A 17,158-nucleotide genomic window follows, 5' to 3' on the forward strand; every position below is an offset into this window, starting at 1 on the left:
AATGGAACTCGCTTTAAGAAAAATGGATTTTAAATTTTTTCACATCATGCTGGCCATCAATATCGTGATCGTCCTCGTATGCTCCGTCACGATCAGCTCGATCATCTCCGGCAGATTGAACCGGACGCTGAACAGCCAAAACGAGGAGTTCATGCGTTATGCCACCTCGCAGGCGCTGAACGGCATCGAGAACATCATGAAAAACTGCGAGCTGACCGCCAGAAACCTATACTCCGACAGTACGATCGCCAGCCTTTTTTTGGGCAAACGCTCGGGCAGCGTCGACTACGCGCTTTTTCAGCAATTTATCGACATCAACAATCTTTTCGAAAACTATGTCACGACGAACAACGACATTAAAAGCATCGCCCTGTACAAAATCGATCCGGACCTCATCACGGACGGCAAAAACGTAAAGAGCATCGAGAGCTTTAGCCGGCAGGACCTTATGAAGAAGGCGATCGATGCCCGCGGCAAAGACGTCTGGGTCACGTTCGACGAGGACGGCGCGGGGACGCGGATCTTATTGTTGAAGTATATCAATATCAACCGGCCGGGCGGCGTGCTGGCCATTGAATTGAATCAAGACAGACTCAGCAGTCTGTATAAAGCGGACAGCGACGCGAAGTACTTGATCTATCTGCTGAGCGAAGGGGACATCATCTTCAGCTCGAACCCGAACGTGTGGATCAATAAAAAAACGCTGGACGACGTGGAAAGCAACGCGCAAACGGCGCAAACCTTCGCGAAGATCAAGCAGGGAAAAGACTTTTATTATACGTATCACGGCACCGTCAACAATGCGCTGACGTCGGTCATCCTCTACGACGCTTACAAGCTTGAGAAGGAGAAACGATCCATCGGCAATTACGTTTTGCTATGCACGTGCTTTTTCATCTTAATCGGCGTCGTGCTGGCGATTCTGTTCTCCAAGCGCTTCTCCCAGAGCATCGAGAAGCTGGCGCATAAGATCAAAGCGGTCGAAAAGGGCGAGCGGCATATCGTGCCGGGCACGAACCGCATCCGCGAGGTAGCCGCGCTCGACCAGACGCTGTGCAGCATGGCCCATCGGATCGAAGGGTTGACCGAGGACATCACGAAGACGGAACGGCAAAAGGTAGAGAGCGAAATCAAATACTTGCAGATGCAGATGAACCCGCATTTCTTGTATAACCTGCTATCCGCCGTCAGATGGATCGCGTTCGGCAAAAATGAAAACAAAATCGTCACGATTATCGACCTGTTAAGCGACTTTTATAAAATCGTGCTGAGCCAGGGCAGGGACATTATCCCGATCAAGTCCGAGATCAAGCTGATCGAGTATTACGTCGCGCTGCAGAACCTGTGCCACAGCGATCAGATCCGCCTGGACGTGCGCGTCGACCCGGCGTTCGAAGAGCTGCCGATCAGCAAGATGACGATTCAGCCGTTCGTCGAGAACAGCATCGTCCACGGCCGCATCCACGGGAAAATCATCCATATCGTCGTGGATATCCGCAAAACGGAGGAGCGATTCGCGATCACGATCCGGGACGACGGCATGGGTGTCAAGGAGAGCTTCATCGAATATATCGAGCGGCTTAATCGCGGGGAAGTGCCGGACAACAGGGTCGGGTACGGCGTCACGAACACCTTCATGCGTCTTCGGCTGTTCTACAGGAGCGCCAGCATCCATGTATACCCCGGCAACCCGGGTACGGTCGTCGAGCTTCAGTTTTCCGTCGACGCGCAGCACAAAACGATCGAATAGCGCAGCTTCCGCAGCAGACTCCCATCGTGGCGCGATTCAGGCCATGCTCGGGAAGTCTGCTTTTTTGCTTGTTAGATCGATTGTGGAATGTTTGTTCGATTGTGGAATTTTGCCGAAAAAGAGAGTTTTATTTCTATAGATTATGTTTATTTCTATGCTTTTTGCATTGAAAAAACGAATATGAATCGCAATAGAATTCGATGAATCCTTAAATTGAAGTCCAAGCGGCCCGCCACCATAATTGAGGTATGAAAGCCGGCAAGCGAACGCAAAAGCCGGGATACAACCGGGATAGGGGAGGAATTCGTTGAGCGTCCTAAGGAAAATGAAAAGACAAAGAGTCCATCTGCTCTTGCTGGTACCCTTTATCTTGTTCATGGTGATTTTTAAATACGGGCCGATGTACGGTTCGCTGCTCGCCTTCCGGGAATTTTCCTACCGGACGCCGTTCGGCGGGGATTGGGTCGGCCTCAAGTACTTCAAGACGTTTTTTAACAGTCCTGACTTCTCCTACGTCCTGCGCAATACGGTGGTCATCAGTTCGTTAGGCCTGGTGTTCTCCACGGTGGCGGCGATCGCGTTCGCGATCATGATCTGCGAAGTCAGGAACGCGGCGTATAAAAAGGTCATCCAAACCGTTTCTTATCTGCCGCACTTCATTTCGTGGGTCGTCGTGGCGGGCATGGCGATGACGATCTTTTCCATCGACGAGCTTGCGCCGCTGAATTCCTTATTGCTCTCTTTGAACCTGATCGACAAGCCGATCAACTTTCTGGGGGACGCGGATCATTTTTGGCCGATGATCACCAGCCTCAACGTATGGAAAAACGTCGGATGGAATTCGATCATCTATATCGCGGCGATCGCTTCCATCGACAAGCAGATGTACGAATCCGCCATGATGGACGGCGCGGGCAAGTTCAGGCAGATCTTCTACATCACGCTGCCTTCGATCATGCCGACGATCATCCTGCTCTTCACCTTCGGCCTCGGGTACATCCTCAACGCCGGCCTCGACCAGCAGCTGTTCCTTCAAAATCCGATGAACATGAAGCATTCCGAGGTGCTCGACACCTACGTACTGAAGTACGGATTGCAGCAAGCGGCATACTCCTACGGGGCGGCCGTCGGCCTGTTCAAGAGCGTGGTCGGCCTGATTCTGATCGTGATCTGCAATTACTTTTGCAGAAGATTTCTAAAGACGGGCATTTTCTAGGCGCTGTCTAAAAAGCAATGGGGGAACCTGGATGAGAGCGACATCAGGAGAACGCGTGTTTTATGCCGTCAACGGCATCATCCTGCTGTTGATCGGATTTTTAGCGGCATTTCCGTTCTGGAACATCTTCGTCGTATCCTTCAACGAAGGCCGGGACGCGATGAGAGGCAGCATCTACTTCTGGCCGCGGAAGTTTTCGCTGGAAGCCTACCGCGCGATTTTTAACGAGAACAACTTGATGCATTCGACCTATATCAGCATCGCCCGAACGCTGCTCGGCACGGTAGTCGGCGTCATCTGCACGGCGATCCTGGCTTACTTGCTCTCCAACCGGGAGCTCATCTTCAGACGCGGGATCCTGTTTTTCTTCATCATCACGATGTACTTCTCGGGCGGGTTGATCCCGGAGTTCATGCTGATTCGGGATTTGCACCTGTACAATCACTTTCTCGTTTACATCATCCCGGGAGCGGTCGGCGTCTGGAACGTCATGGTCATGAGGCAATTTTTCGAGGATTTGCCGCCGTCCCTGGCCGAATCGGCCAGAATCGACGGGGCTTCCGAACTCCGGACGCTGCGCAGCATCATCCTGCCGATGTCGACGCCCGTACTGGCCACGATCGCGCTGATGGTCGGCGTCGCCCAGTGGACGACCTGGTTCGATACTTATATGTACACCTCGGGTTCCCAGGAGCTTTCGACGCTGCAGGGCGTGCTCGTCAAAATATTGATGGAAACGCAAATCCAGTCGACCGACCCGACGCAGGCGGCCAGGCTGGAGCAATCCGGCGCGATCCTTACGCCCGAAGTCATCAAGATGGCGACCATCACCATCACGACCGTGCCTATCGTCATGATCTATCCCTTCTTGCAAAAGTATTTCGTAGGCGGACTTACCGTAGGTGCCGTGAAAGGATGATAGGCTTATCGGAACAACCGATCGCCTACTATTCATAAAAACAAGTTGAGAGGGAGAGGCAACGAACATGAAAAGGTATTTGAAGTCGGCAAGGTCCATGGCAGTCGCGGCGATCTGCGTCGCGATGCTCGGGGCATGCGCCAACAACGGGGGAAAAAACGCAAGCGAACCGACCGGCTCGAGCAGTCCGAGCAGTTCCAGCCCGCCTGCCAGCAGTTCGGCAGCGCCTGCGAAGGAAGAGCCGATCACGCTGACGATCGTCAACGCCGGCGGCGGCACGCCGAATTTTCCGACGGGGGACCCGTTCTGGGAGAACAATCCCGTCGCCAAGCAGATCGAAGAGAAGCTGAACATCAAGCTGAAGTGGGACGTCTTCTCGGGCGTCGGTCAGGACAAGCTGAACGTCATGCTCGCCAGCGGCGATTATCCGGACTTGATCATGATGTCGGATCCGACCCGCGTCATCGCGGACAAGATCGCCATTCCGCTTAATGACCTGATCGACCAATACGGCCCCGACTTGAAAAAGAAGTACGGCTCCGCCCTCAATATGCTGAAGCAAAGCGACGGCAACATCTATCACTTGACCAACAGCTACCTGCCCGAAGGCGCGACGCCTCCCGGATACGGCTACAGCCTGCAGGTCAGAACGGACATCTACGAAGCGCTCGGCTCGCCGAAGCTCGAGACGTCGGACGACGTGTACAACTACCTGAAGCAAGTCAAGGAGAAGTACCCGAAAACGGCCGACGGCCAAACGATGTACCCGCTTAGCGGCTTCAACCGCAACTGGGGATCGCCGTACTACGCCATGATCGCGATGGCAGGTTCCCCGGCCGATTCCAAAGTGTACGTCGGGCAGGACGATTCGATCAAGTTCTGGCCGAAAGCGCCTTGGGGCAAGGACGTACTGCAATTCTACAACAAGCTGTACCGCGAAGGCCTGATCGATCCCGAAGCCTTCACGCAGGACTATGCCACCTGGCAAAAATCCAAGCTCTACCCGGCGAGAGTCGCGGCCCATATCGGCGGCTGGAACCAAACGTACGACGTCTTGAAGACGTACACCGACGCGAAACTCCCGAACGCCGAAAAAATGTACTTCCAAAACTTCGTGTTCAAGTTCCCGAGCGGCGACAAGCCGGCCGTATTCTCGGTCAGCAAGAAGGGCATCGGCGCGCTGGTCATTACCGACAAAGCCAAACATCCGGAAGCGGCCATGAAGCTGCTCAACTACCTCACCACGGAGGAAGGCAACTTCCTGGCGATGAACGGTCCGCAAGGCATTCAGTGGGATATGGTCGACGGCAAGCCGACGCTCGTCAAGTCCTACCTGGACCGCTGGCTGGCAGGCGAGAAGCAAGTGAACATCGAGAAGGAAACGGGCATGGGGCACTACGCAAGACTGGTCGGCTCCGACCTTGGCAAGACGAGCTGGGGCACGTATTGGATCCTGAAGGACGACCCGATCGCCACGAACAATACGAGAGCGCAGCAACGAGACAAGGAACTCGGCCCGTACTGGTACGACGCGACCACGCTCGGGGACCTGATGGCCGGCGCGGATACGGACACGATCGCGAAGCAGCAAGCCGTGGACAAGCGGCTGTACGAGAACGCCTACTCCGTCATCCTGGCCAAGACCGAAGCCGAGTCCGCGGCAGAGTACGACAAGTACGTGAAGGAGCTTGACGCCGCAGGCGCCGTTCAGGTCGAGGAATACATGACCAAGATGCACAAGCAGTACGAGCAGCAGCTGGCGGGCAACTAACCAACCGGCTTCTGCGCACGAAGGCAATGGGTGGAGACAACAACCTTCATTCATTGCCTTTATTCATGAGCAAAGGAGAAGAGCGATGCGACTCACATTGATCAGGCACGGCCATATGGCGGGGGATCCGTTCATCTGCCCCGAACGGCCGGTGTCCGGCTGCTTGTCGGACGACTGCGGCGTGCTGCAGGCGGAGGAGACGGCGGCGGCTTTGAAGGACGAAGTCTACGATTATGCGTTCTCCTCGCCTTACGGCAGAGCGCTGCAAACCGCCGAGATCGTCCTGGCCGGCAGAGAGCTGGATATCCGAATTCTGCCGTTCATGCACGAATGGATGCCCAACCGCGAGTTGGAAAAGCTGCCGAGCACGGCCTTCGAGGCCATGCAGCGGGAAGCGGGAGGCGGCTATGCGGAGGAAATGTGGAAAACCGAGATGGGCGAAGGCTATTACGACATGTGCGCGAGGATCGTCCCTCCTTTCCTGAAGGAATTGGGCGGGATCGGCTGGCACGGCCGGATGGGCGGCTTCGTGCCGGATGAGGACGCCAAGTCGCGCTCGGCGGTCGTGTTCGCCCACGGCGGCTCGCTCGGCGTGCTGCTCGGCTTCCTGCTCGGCGTCCGGGCCTTTCCGGTCAGCAGCTTCGCGTTCGAGCATACGGGGATCGCGACCCTCGATTTTGCGGAACGGCACGGCATCTTTTACCCGCAGCTGGTCCTCCCGGCGCTGCACCGGGTCGGCAAGTAAGGCCGAACCGGCTATATACCATGGAGAAGAAAGGGATCGATCTTATGAACCTGCTCGACGAAGCCTACCAACAATCCGTTCTGGTCGTAGAACGGTGCATGCACGCGATCGGCGCCAAGGCGTCCGCTTTATCCGAAGGCTATAACCAAGTGTTCGCAAGAGACAGCATCATCACGTTTTTAGGCGCGTCCTTCGTCGAAAACAAGGCATTTCAGGATGCCTTTAAAATAACGCTCGAAACGCTCTCGAAATATCAGTCCGGGCTGGGCATGATCCCGTTGTCCGTCGACGTCGACCGTCCGGCGATCGAGCCGAACCAGGGCGCGGTCGACAGCAATCCTTGGTACGTCATCGGACAAAGCGTTTATTACTCGCGCTACAAAGATCTGCCGTTTCTGAAGAGCCACCTGGAAGCCATCAAAAAAGCGATGCTATGGCTCGAGTATCAGGACAGCAACAACTGCGGGCTGCTGGAGGTCCAGGAGGCGGCGGATTGGGGCGACCTGTACGCGAACAGAGGGAACGTCCTTTACGACAATGTGCTCTATTACAAAGCGCTGGTCGAATACGCCAAAATCCTCGAGCTGTGCGGGGAAAGCGGCGTCGCCTACCGTCTTCGGGCGGAAGAGGTGAAATTCAAGCTGAACCTGCTGCTTTGGCCGGGAGACGTCGAGGAAAAAACGAAAATCGTGAACGAGCGAGGGTACAGCCAGGAGTGGCTGCGAATCATCAGAATGAGCACCGAGCTGTACTGGTTCGGCAAATTCTATCTGCCCTACGCTGCCTTCCGGGACTTCGGCTACCACTGCGACGCGCTCGGCAACAGCCTGGCCATTCTGTTCGGCATCGCGGACGACGCCAAGGCGGACGCCATCGTCAATCACTTCGTTCAGACCGGCATGAACAAGCCCTATCCGATCATGGCCAACTATCCGCCGATCATGCCGGGCGACAAGGATTGGCGCGAGTACTACAGGAACGCGCACCTGAATTTGCAGTACCAGTACCACAACGGCGGCATCTGGCCGTTTATCGGCGGCTTTTACGTCGCGGCTCTCATGAAGGCAGGACGGAAGGACTTCGCCAAGGCGGAGCTGGAAAATCTGGCGAAGGCGAACAGCATCGGCAAACGATTCGAGTGGGAATTCAATGAATGGCTGAACGGAAGGAGCGGCATGCCGTCCGGCATGGCCTACCAGGCGTGGTCAGCGGGCATGTACATTTTCGCCTATCGTTCCGTCCTTGACGAAGAAGCGTTCCTCGAAGTCCTGTAGGGCGATCGCGGCGCATCATTCCAGGAAGCGGGGTTAAAATCATGCAGCAGACGAATTCAGCTACGAGATCGTGCGTCCCTATCAATCTGCGATGCGAATACCGGACGGCGCCGCTCGGCATCGACAAGCCGCAGCCCAAGTTAAGCTGGGAGACGGCTTGTACCGAACCGGGTTTTATGCAAAAGGCTTACCGGATCATCGTCGCTTCGCGTCCTTCCTATATCGAAGACGACATGGGCGACTTATGGGACAGCGGCCAAGTCGAATCGAGCGAGCAAAATGCCGTTCGCTACGGCGGCTCGGCATTAAAGCCGACGACCCGCTATTGGTGGAAGGTCAAGGTATGGAATGAGCTTGGCCGTGAGCTCGACTGGAGCGAAGCGGCCCTTTTCGAGACCGGCTTGTTCAAATTCGAAGATTGGGGATGCGGCTGGTTGAACGCCGAATATCCCAACAGCCCGACGGCCGTGTATTACGAGCGGCGCGCCTTCGAATTGAAGCAGGATGCGCGCGTCGCGTCCGCCAGAGCGTATATCGGCGCGACCGGCAGCAAGGCGAACGCTTACGAGGTGCGCATCAACGGGCGCAAAGTCGGCGAAGACCTGCTGAGCCCCGGGCAGACGCACTTCAGGCGGGGGCTGTACCGCACGCATGACGTGACGGAGCTGCTCGCAGACGGCGTCAATGCCGTCGGCATCATGCATACGAGAAAGGTCATTTTCCGGCTCGACGTCCGTTATGACGACGGCACGGTCGATACGATCGTCGGCGATCATACGTGGAAGCGGCTGAAAAAAGGCCCCTATACGGCCTTGCGCTATGCCGGGGGCAGCATCTCGGAGGGGAAGGGCGAGACGTACGACGCGAGGCTCGAGCCCGTCGGATGGGATCTGCCCGGGTACGACGACGCCGCGTGGGGCGGGACGATTCCCGACAGCGGCCCGCTGCTGCTCACCGCGCAGCTGGAGCCGATCCTGTGCACGGCCGAGATCAAGCCGGTTTCCGTTGCCGGCTTCGGGGCCGGCAAGTTCGTCGTCGATTTCGGCCAGAATTTGTTCGGCACCTTAAGCCTCGCGGTCGGCGGACCGGCGGGAACGCGCGTCGCGCTCCGTTATGCCGAGCGCCTCGGGCCGGACGGTTCGATCGATACGGGGAGCGTCGAGGCGGGCTGGCTGGCGGAGGGGCAGACGCATTACGACGAATATACGCTGCGAGGCGAGACGGAGGAGACGTACCAGCCGAGGTTTTCCTGTCACGGTTTCAGGTACGTCGAAGTCGCCGGCTATCCGGGGACGTTGACAGCGGATCGGATCGTCGCCAAGGTCGTGCACAACGATCTGTTGAACGATTCGGCGTTTTCGTGCGGCAATGAGCTGCTCAATCGGCTTCATCATGGCGCGGTATGGTCGTTCCGCTCCAATCTCGTCTCCGTCCCGATGGACTGCCCGACGAGAGAGCGGCAGGGCTGGCTCGGCGACGCCCATTGCCATTCCGAGGCGGACCTTTTGAATTTCGATATGGCCGCTTTTTACGAGAAGTGGTTCGACGATATCGCCGATTGTCAGTTGGACAACGGCATCATTCCCCTCATTTGCCCAAGCGAAGGCCATGAATACGCCCTCGATATCCCCTGGGTTTCCGCCGTCGTTTTTATTCCCTGGGAATATTACATGGCCTACGGAGACAAAGCGTTCCTGTCCAAGCACTATGCGACGATGAAACGATGCCTCGACGTCTTCAAATCCCGGCTGGACCGCGACGGCCTGCTGCAGGGCAGCGTCCTGTTCGGAGACTGGTTCGGCCAATCCAAGGACATATCCAAGCCATATCTGGCTTCGGCGTACTATTACAGATGCCTGACGCTTTTCTCGAAGATCGCCGGCGTGCTCGGCTACCGCGCCGACGCGGCCGCGTACGCGGAACGGGCGAGCCGGGTGAGAGACGGCGTCAACGCCGCGTATTTGAAGCCGAACGGATCCTACGACAACGATTCGCAGACCGCCAATGCGCTCGCGCTGCACTTCGGGGTCGTGCCGGAGGCGCACAAGGAGCGCGTGCTAAGCAGCCTGGTCGCGGACATCCGGTCGAGGCAGACGATGACCGTCGGATGCCTGGGCGCGGAGGCGATCCTCGCGGCGCTGGCGGACAACGGAAGGAACGACGTCGCCTACGCGCTCGCGACGAATACGCGCCAAGGCGGCTGGGGCTACTGGATCGAAAAGTACGGGGCCACGACGGCCTTCGAAAGCTTTGCGGACGACCGGTCGTCCAACAACCACGCCTTTCTCGTCGGGGGGCTCGACGCCTGGTTCTACAAGCATCTGGCCGGCATATCGCCGGCGAAGCCGGGCTACGAGGAGATCGCGATCAAGCCCTTCGTTCCTCCAGGACTGACGCATGCGAGCGGCCAGGTCCGGACGGTTAGAGGTCTCGTGAAGGCGAGCTGGCAAAGGAAGGGCGCGGAGATCGAATTGGAAGTCGAGGTTCCCGCCAACGCGACGGCGAACGTGCATGTGCCGTCCGACGAGCGGGGCGAACGCTATACGATTTATGCCGTCGGCTCGGGCCGTCATCGGTTTACGTCCATCATGGCCGCGCAAGGAGGTGATTGACCTTCATCCTACATTGAGAAGTCCCTATTCGTCGTCAGGGAACAGTCACGAACCATTAATGAGGAGGCACTCAAGTGATGGTAAAGAATAGGCTTCGCCGCGCACGCCGCGCCATGATCGTCTGGTTAACGGCATTATCCATGCTAATTCCTTTTTCATCCGCATTCGGCGCCCCGGTATCATCCGCTTCAAGCGCTCAAGCGAATGCGCTCAAAGAGCGCGCGCCCGTCGCGTACATTCCCCAAGTCTCCCATGCGAACGTGCTGAATTCGCAGTGGATGGAATATGTGCTGATCGACAATCCCTACGTCGACGCCAACGTAACCAACACGGACTACTACACGATCACCAGCTCGAACGACCCGAATTTTTCCGGCAACGGCGTCAAACCGGTGCTGGTGAATTACCGGTATTTTCCCGAGCAGGCGCCTTACAACCCGACCATGTCGGGGAACATCGGGAAGATCCAGGTCTTCTATCGTGCGTACCTCAAGCTGCCTTCGTCCGTTAAGTTCCAGGAAGGCAAAACCTATACGCTGACGATCGATCCCGCGGTCGCGAACGTCGGCGCGCTGAATTTTACGTTCAGCCTGAGCGAGCCGAACCTGATGATTCATACGAACCAGGTCGGCTACCCGGCGGAAGGGAAAAAGGTCGCTTACCTGAACCAATGGACCGGGCAGGGAAGCCTCGACTTCAGCGGCTACCCGAAGTTTTATATCGTGGCGGGGAGCGATACGACCAGCGTCGGCAAAAGCGTCTACAGCGGCGACATCCTCCCGCAGCGGGACGAGAAAACCGGCCAAATCGTCACGGACAGGTGGACGAAAAGCGTGATCTACGAGATGGACTTCAGCACGTTGAAGGCCGAAGGAACCTACCGTCTCTACATCCCGGGCATCGGCGTGTCCTATCCGTTCAAGATCGACAGCCTGATCTACAAGGACGAGATCGCGTATACGATCACCCGCGCCTTGTATTTGCAGCGCGACGGGGACTACGGAATCGACTATGACAATCACACGGCCTCGGAGTATACGCATTGGGATCGGCCGCCTTCGCACATGGACGACGCGATCGACCAGGCCGAATTCATCGACAACGGCGGAGACCTGGAAAAAGCGCGGGTCGACCTTACCGGCGGTCACATGGATGCCGGCGACCGGGGGAAATATCCGTACAACTCCGCCTATGTCGGCATCGACATGCTGCTCGGCGCCAAGTATTTCCCCGAACAGATCAAGGCGCTGGGAGAATCGCTGCAGATCCCGGAATCGGGCAACGGCGTGCCCGACTATCTGGACGAACTGGCGTACGAGCTCGACTGGTTGACCAAAGCGATCAATAATACGACCACCGACGGGACCCTGGCGAACTACCTGCGGCCGCAGACGCCCGGCAAGCCCGACGAAGGGACGTATGAAACCGGATCGCCGCTCACGGGCGCCACGAACCGGTTCTTCTACAACCGGACGCAGGGTCCGAACGTCGCGGAGACGCTGTTCGCCGCGGGCGTGCTGGCCCAGGCCTACAATACGCCGTTGATGCAGGAGTACCTCGCAGGCAAATCAAACGGCTATCTAAAGGCGGCGATTCGGGCGTACAACGGCTTCAAAAAGCATTACTACGATAACCAGGAGGATCCGAGACATAAAACGGATCTCGACGCGCTCACAACGAATACCTATTACGATGTCAGCCAGGAAGGGATCCCTCATCCGTGGTCCAACGAGATGCTGCTGGCGGCCAGCGCGCTGCTCGTTGCCATGGGGGACAACGATTACGTGGAGGATCCGAGCGTTCCCGGCAGCCGGATCACCGCGGAGGAGCTGCTGCACCAGATCCAGGAGGATATGCCCAAAAGGCCGACCCAGTACGACACGTTCAAGCGCTACACCTGGGTACTCGACCGCGCTTGGCTGGGCGTATTCGTCTCCATGTACGAAAACCCGCGCGTAACGGCGGAACAAAGACAGTGGGCTTATAACTGCATCATCGACTTCGTCGACAGGGAGATGAAGCACGAAACCCCGTTCGGCGCGTCGACGCAGGATGAAGGTTTCCCGGACAAGATCGGCTGGCGGTTCACGAGCTCGACGCTGATGCCGATCATCGTCGGCTACGGCCTCACCGGCGACCAGAAATACCTGGATCGCATTCAACAGACCTGGGACTACACGCTGGGCAGCAATGCCGTCAGCCGCTCGTTCATCACGGGACTGGGCGATCCGCAGCGCGAGCCGCGGTGGTTCGTGCACGAGATTAACCAGTATCAGTGGGTCCAGGAGCAGAAGCAGCAGGGCAACGGCTGGATCGAGCCGCCGCCGGGACTGCCGAACTCGGACATTCAGAGCGCCAAGTATCCGTCCTGGTTCAGCGATACGTGGAATACGGACGCGAAAACGAAAGCATTTCCGAGATACGAAGACCACGCGGTCATGTATCGCTATACGGATTCCTGGAACACGCAAAACGAATTCTCGGTCAACATCCTGTCGGCCAACGCCGCGAGCATGCTGCCGCTCATTCCGGTGGAGACGCGCACGCTTAGCGTCGAATCGGTCTACGGAGACGTCCTGCCCGCAGGCGGAACGTACACGAAGGGCATGCAGCTGAACCTGACGGCCAAAGGACACGTCGGCTACAAGTTCACGCATTGGAGCGGCGATATCGGCAGCGCCGACAGCACCGCCAGCTCGATCCAGGTCACGATGGACACCAATCGCGAGATCGTGGCGAATTATGAAGAGGTAGAGGTGCGCACGCTCGCGGCCACTGCCACGGAAGGCGGCACGGTGAAGCTGGACCATGCGGACGGCAAATACAGCGACGGCGACGTCGCCAACCTGACCGCCGTGCCGGCGTACGGCTACAAGTTCGTCCATTGGGAAGGCGCGTTGACGAGCGACGATCCGACCGGGCAGGTGACGATGACGAGCGATAGCAGCGTCCACGCCGTGTTCGCGGAGCTGCCGCGCCACGCGCTGACGACCGCGGCGGACCCGGTTCAAGGTTCGGTGAAGGTTAATCCCTCCAAGCCGAACTATGTCCATGGCGACGAGGTCATCCTGACGGCCGTCGACAAATTCGGTTACCGCTTCGACAACTGGACCGAAGTGAACAACGAAACCGAAGCGGAAAAGACGTATCCGGATAACCCTGCGACCGTGGTCGTCGACGCGCCGAAGCTGGTAACGGCCAACTTCATCAAAGTGCCGGAATACGCGCTCGACGTCGAGACGCAGGAAGGCGGCACGTTCAAGGCAACCGCCGACCGCCCGGCGAACGTATCCGGCAAGCTCTACGAAGCAGGCACCAAAGCGACGTTGACCGCCGTAGCCGAGCCCGGCTATCTGTTCACGGGCTGGACCGGCGACATCACGAGCAGCGCCAATCCGCTCGAGGTGACGATGGACGGCAACAAGGCGGTCACGGCGAACTTCAAGCCGGCCAACGCCTTGATGAGCGTGGATATCTCGCCGCCGGGAACGCCTGGCGCCACTTCGGTCAGCGGCGGCGTTTATACGCTGACGACGACCGGCAACCAATTCGCGCAAGCGCCCGACAGCTTCCGGTATATGCTGCGGCCGGGACTCAAGGGCAACGCCGTATTTACCGCGAAGCTCGATTCGCTGACTGCGAGCGGCAAAGCCGCCGATGCCGTAGCCGGCATTCAGATTCGCTCTTCTCTCGCGAGCGGCGCCCAATACGCCGCCATCCTGGTGAAGGACGGCAAGGTGATCGTGCAGTCCAGAAAAGGCGGCGACTGGTACAGCACGGACAAGACGATCGAAGCAGTATCGACGCCGGTCTGGCTGCGGATCGAGCGGACCATTAACCGCGACCTCACGATGTCCTGGTCGACGGACGGCGTCACGTGGAAGGACCCTATCAAGGTCACGATCTGGGATTGGGACAATGCCAACCTGGAGCTCACGATCGGCTTGTTCGCATCCGCGGGTCCGGCAGGCGGCACGGCAACCGCGCAGTTCAGCCACGTCAGCTGGCCGGATATGCGCACGCTGGCCGTGAACGCGAACGGACACGGCGCGGTATCGGCGGCGTCCGGCCTATACGTGGCCGACTCCAAGGTGAAGTTAACCGCGCTGCCGGAACTGAATTACACGTTCACGGGATGGTCGGGCGCGCTGGAGGGCAGAGTGAACCCCGCCTACTTGAAGATGGACGGCGACAAAACGGTCACGGCTACCTTCGATGTCATGCCGGAGGTGTGCAAGTTGACCGTGCAGCAGACGACGGGCGGTACGATCGAGATCGAGGATCCCTCGGCCGACGGCGGTTATGCGCCTTACACCGTGGTCAAGATTCAAGCAAAGCCGGCTCTCGGATACCGCTTCGTGCACTGGGAAGGAGACCTGATCGGGACGACGTCGGATACCGTCAATTTGATCATGGACGGCCACAAAACGATATCGGCCAAGTTCGCGGCATACAAGGACGCGGATATCGGTACGACGTACGCGGGCGCCACGACGGACGATACGGACGGCGTCACGATCAAGGCATCCGGCTCGACCGTCTGGGGAAGCAGCGATAGCTTCAGGTACACCTACGAGGACAACCTGAGCGGAGACGGCGCGATCGTGGCCAAGGTGAACGAGTTCGCGGCGACGGCAGGCGATGCCCGGGCGGGCGTCATGATGCGGCAGAGCACGGCCGCGAACAGTAACTACCAAGGCATTTTCATATCCAAGGATCGCAAAGTGTACAGCCAGTACCGGGACGGGTCGTACGTCATCCGTGAATATCTCTCGGACGAACCCGTTACCGGCCCCGTATGGCTGAAGGTTGAAAAGACGGGGACGAGCTTGAAGACCTACAGCTCGAACGACGGCACGAACTGGACGCAGCGCGGCTCGCGGACGATCGCTTCCTTCAACGGGGCGTACACGGCCGGGCTGGCCGTAACGGCCGGCCAGGACGGCAAATTCGTCACCGCGCGATTCGGGCAAGTCGACTGGCCTGCGATACCTTCGTATACGCTGCATACCGAAGCCGTTAACGGGACCGTATCCGCGTCGCCTTCGGTTCCCGCCTATCCGGCAGGCTATGCCCTGACTTTGCAGGCAACTCCCGCCGAAGGCTATGTCTTCACCGGCTGGAGCGGCGACCTGAGCGGCAATGCCAACCCGGCGACCGTGACGATGACCGGGAACAAGAACATCACGGCCAACTTTAGAAACGCCTCCGACGTCTACACGCTTACGACCGACGCGGTAAACGGCACGATCCAGCGAGGACCGGACCAGGCCGGCTATGCGGCCGGCGCCTCGGTTGCGTTGACCGCGGTACCTGCCCAGGGTTATGCGTTCATCGGTTGGAGCGGCGGCGGCCTGAGCGGCAGCGCGAATCCGGTCACCGTGATCATGGATGGAAACAAGACCGTCACCGCTAGGTTCGTCGAGATCAAAACGCCTGTCGAAGCGGAAATCGATACGGCGATCGCCGGTTCGACTTCGCAGTCCGGCGCGTCCGTGACGATGACGGCGGCCGGCACCAGCATTTGGGGGCAGACCGACAAGTTCCGCTACGCGTACCTCGGCGGTCTGCAAGGCGACGCTACGATCGTCGCCAAGGTCGCAAGCGTGAGCGTACCCGGCGGGAGAGTCAACTCGGACACCAAAGTCGGTGTGATGATTCGCCAGAGTACGGCAGCCAATAGCGCCTTCCAAGGCATTTTCACCGTCGGCGGAACCGAGGTCAGCAGCATCTATCGCGACCAGACGAATAATTGGGCATCCAAAAATACGGACAGTACGACGACAAACACGTGGCCGATCTGGCTCAAAGTCGAAAAGATCGGCAACGTCGTGAAGACGTACACTTCGGTCGACGGCGAAGCCTGGACCGTAAGAAGCACGCGAACGATCAACTTCACGGGGGCCTTTACGGCTGGTTTGGCCGTGTCCTCGGGCACGGAAGGCAAGCTGGCGGAAGTCGCCTTCGACACGGTCATTTGGCCGTAAGCGTTAAGCAAAACCGTTCCGACAAGCTGGCTCCGGCCCCGTGCCGGGGTCGGCTTGTTCCTTCATTTGCAAGTATATAAAAGAATGAGACTTATAGTCCGTCGACTCCGCGGCGAGAAACGGATTAACATGGAGGTAGTGCATGGGAATTTGTACCGAAGGAAGTTGTCCAATGAGTGTATTAGAAGATTTCGGTTTGCGCCTGAAGGAGCTGCGGCTTCGGTCGAACATGTCGCAGGACATGCTCGCCGCCCGCTCGGGACTCGATCGCACCTATATCGGCGGCGTCGAGCGCGGCGTTCGCAATATTTCGCTCAAAAACATCGAGCTGCTGTGCAATACGCTGGACGTCGACATTAGCTATTTTTTCCTTCACGAGCGCTTTTCCCTGCATTCGGCGTCTTTGAAAAAGGAGCTGGAGCGGCCGCTCCGGGATCGCTTCAACTATCGCGTCGACCCCGCGCACAATGTCATCGCTTGGCAAGTCACCGGCGGGATCAGCCAGGACGAGATCAAGCAAATCGTCGCCGATCTCAAAAGCGCCTGCCTGCGGCTCGTCTCCGGCAAAGTCAAACTGCTGATCGATAACCGGAAAATGATGATTCACGGACAACCGATCGTGTTCCAGCATGAAGTCAAGGAGAAGTGGGAGGAGCTGCAGCGATGGTTTCTGCCCCATTGCGAGCAAGTCATCGTCCTGTGCAACTCCAAGCTGATGCAAAACCAAATGAACCGGCTGGCCAAACGTAGCGGAATCATCGCCGTACAGAAGAGCCTGTTCGCCGAGGGCGAAGACTGGCTGAACGAAGACGTCGACCCCTGCGCGCTATTCGAGGCGCGTTAAGCCCGAACATTCACGCTGTACGATTGAAAAAGGAGAGTAA

The 17,158-nt window shown here is 58.1% G+C and carries 9 protein-coding genes; all 9 read left to right on the forward strand.

Translation table 11 applies throughout. The features are described 5' to 3' along the window. Position 1 precedes the first annotated feature (1 nt). The 9 genes from BM235_RS07620 to BM235_RS07660 all read left to right on the forward strand — a co-directional run bounded on the left by BM235_RS07620 (position 2) and on the right by BM235_RS07660 (position 17,118). Positions 2 to 1,750 (forward strand): sensor histidine kinase, encoded by a 1,749-nt coding sequence (locus tag BM235_RS07620; protein ID WP_090111268.1) that lies wholly within the window; start codon positions 2 to 4, stop codon positions 1,748 to 1,750. Between the two features lie 325 nt (positions 1,751 to 2,075). Beyond that, a complete protein-coding gene (locus BM235_RS07625) occupies positions 2,076 to 2,966 on the forward strand; it encodes an ABC transporter permease (RefSeq protein ID WP_090111270.1) in 891 nt (296 codons plus the stop codon). A gap of 31 nt (positions 2,967 to 2,997) precedes the next feature. Then, the gene (locus BM235_RS07630) at positions 2,998 to 3,885 is read left to right on the forward strand and encodes a carbohydrate ABC transporter permease (RefSeq protein ID WP_090111272.1); all 888 of its coding nucleotides are present in this window, start codon (positions 2,998 to 3,000) and stop codon (positions 3,883 to 3,885) included. 67 nt (positions 3,886 to 3,952) lie between these two features. Continuing rightward, on the forward strand, positions 3,953 to 5,656 hold the full coding sequence (locus BM235_RS07635; RefSeq protein WP_090111274.1) for an extracellular solute-binding protein: 1,704 nt from the start codon (positions 3,953 to 3,955) through the stop codon (positions 5,654 to 5,656). Between the two features lie 85 nt (positions 5,657 to 5,741). Further along, positions 5,742 to 6,401, forward strand: a complete 660-nt coding sequence (locus BM235_RS07640) for a histidine phosphatase family protein (protein WP_090111277.1) — start codon at positions 5,742 to 5,744, stop codon at positions 6,399 to 6,401. Between the two features lie 20 nt (positions 6,402 to 6,421). Beyond that, the gene (locus BM235_RS07645; RefSeq protein ID WP_090111279.1) at positions 6,422 to 7,675 is read left to right on the forward strand and encodes an amylo-alpha-1,6-glucosidase; all 1,254 of its coding nucleotides are present in this window, start codon (positions 6,422 to 6,424) and stop codon (positions 7,673 to 7,675) included. Positions 7,676 to 7,716: 41 nt separating this feature from the next. Beyond that, the gene (locus tag BM235_RS07650) at positions 7,717 to 10,287 is read left to right on the forward strand and encodes an alpha-L-rhamnosidase (protein ID WP_090111281.1); all 2,571 of its coding nucleotides are present in this window, start codon (positions 7,717 to 7,719) and stop codon (positions 10,285 to 10,287) included. Positions 10,288 to 10,364: 77 nt separating this feature from the next. After that, entirely contained in the window at positions 10,365 to 16,274 is a 5,910-nt protein-coding gene (locus BM235_RS07655; protein ID WP_090111283.1) for an InlB B-repeat-containing protein, read from the forward strand. A 172-nt stretch (positions 16,275 to 16,446) separates the two neighbouring features. After that, positions 16,447 to 17,118 carry a helix-turn-helix domain-containing protein gene (locus BM235_RS07660; RefSeq protein WP_090111285.1) on the forward strand — a complete coding sequence of 224 codons (672 nt, stop codon included), beginning with the start codon at positions 16,447 to 16,449 and terminating at the stop codon, positions 17,116 to 17,118. Positions 17,119 to 17,158 lie beyond the last annotated feature (40 nt).

Origin of the sequence: Cohnella sp. OV330, assembly GCF_900112065.1 — a bacterium.
Classification (GTDB): domain Bacteria; phylum Bacillota; class Bacilli; order Paenibacillales; family Paenibacillaceae; genus Cohnella.

Coding starts and splice junctions, on each gene's coding strand:
- BM235_RS07620 (WP_090111268.1), top strand. CDS start 2: ATGGAACTCGCTTTAAGAAAAATGGATTTTAAATTTTTTCACATCATG.
- BM235_RS07625 (WP_090111270.1), top strand. CDS start 2,076: ATGAAAAGACAAAGAGTCCATCTGCTCTTGCTGGTACCCTTTATCTTG.
- BM235_RS07630 (WP_090111272.1), top strand. CDS start 2,998: ATGAGAGCGACATCAGGAGAACGCGTGTTTTATGCCGTCAACGGCATC.
- BM235_RS07635 (WP_090111274.1), top strand. CDS start 3,953: ATGAAAAGGTATTTGAAGTCGGCAAGGTCCATGGCAGTCGCGGCGATC.
- BM235_RS07640 (WP_090111277.1), top strand. CDS start 5,742: ATGCGACTCACATTGATCAGGCACGGCCATATGGCGGGGGATCCGTTC.
- BM235_RS07645 (WP_090111279.1), top strand. CDS start 6,422: ATGGAGAAGAAAGGGATCGATCTTATGAACCTGCTCGACGAAGCCTAC.
- BM235_RS07650 (WP_090111281.1), top strand. CDS start 7,717: ATGCAGCAGACGAATTCAGCTACGAGATCGTGCGTCCCTATCAATCTG.
- BM235_RS07655 (WP_090111283.1), top strand. CDS start 10,365: ATGGTAAAGAATAGGCTTCGCCGCGCACGCCGCGCCATGATCGTCTGG.
- BM235_RS07660 (WP_090111285.1), top strand. CDS start 16,447: ATGAGTGTATTAGAAGATTTCGGTTTGCGCCTGAAGGAGCTGCGGCTT.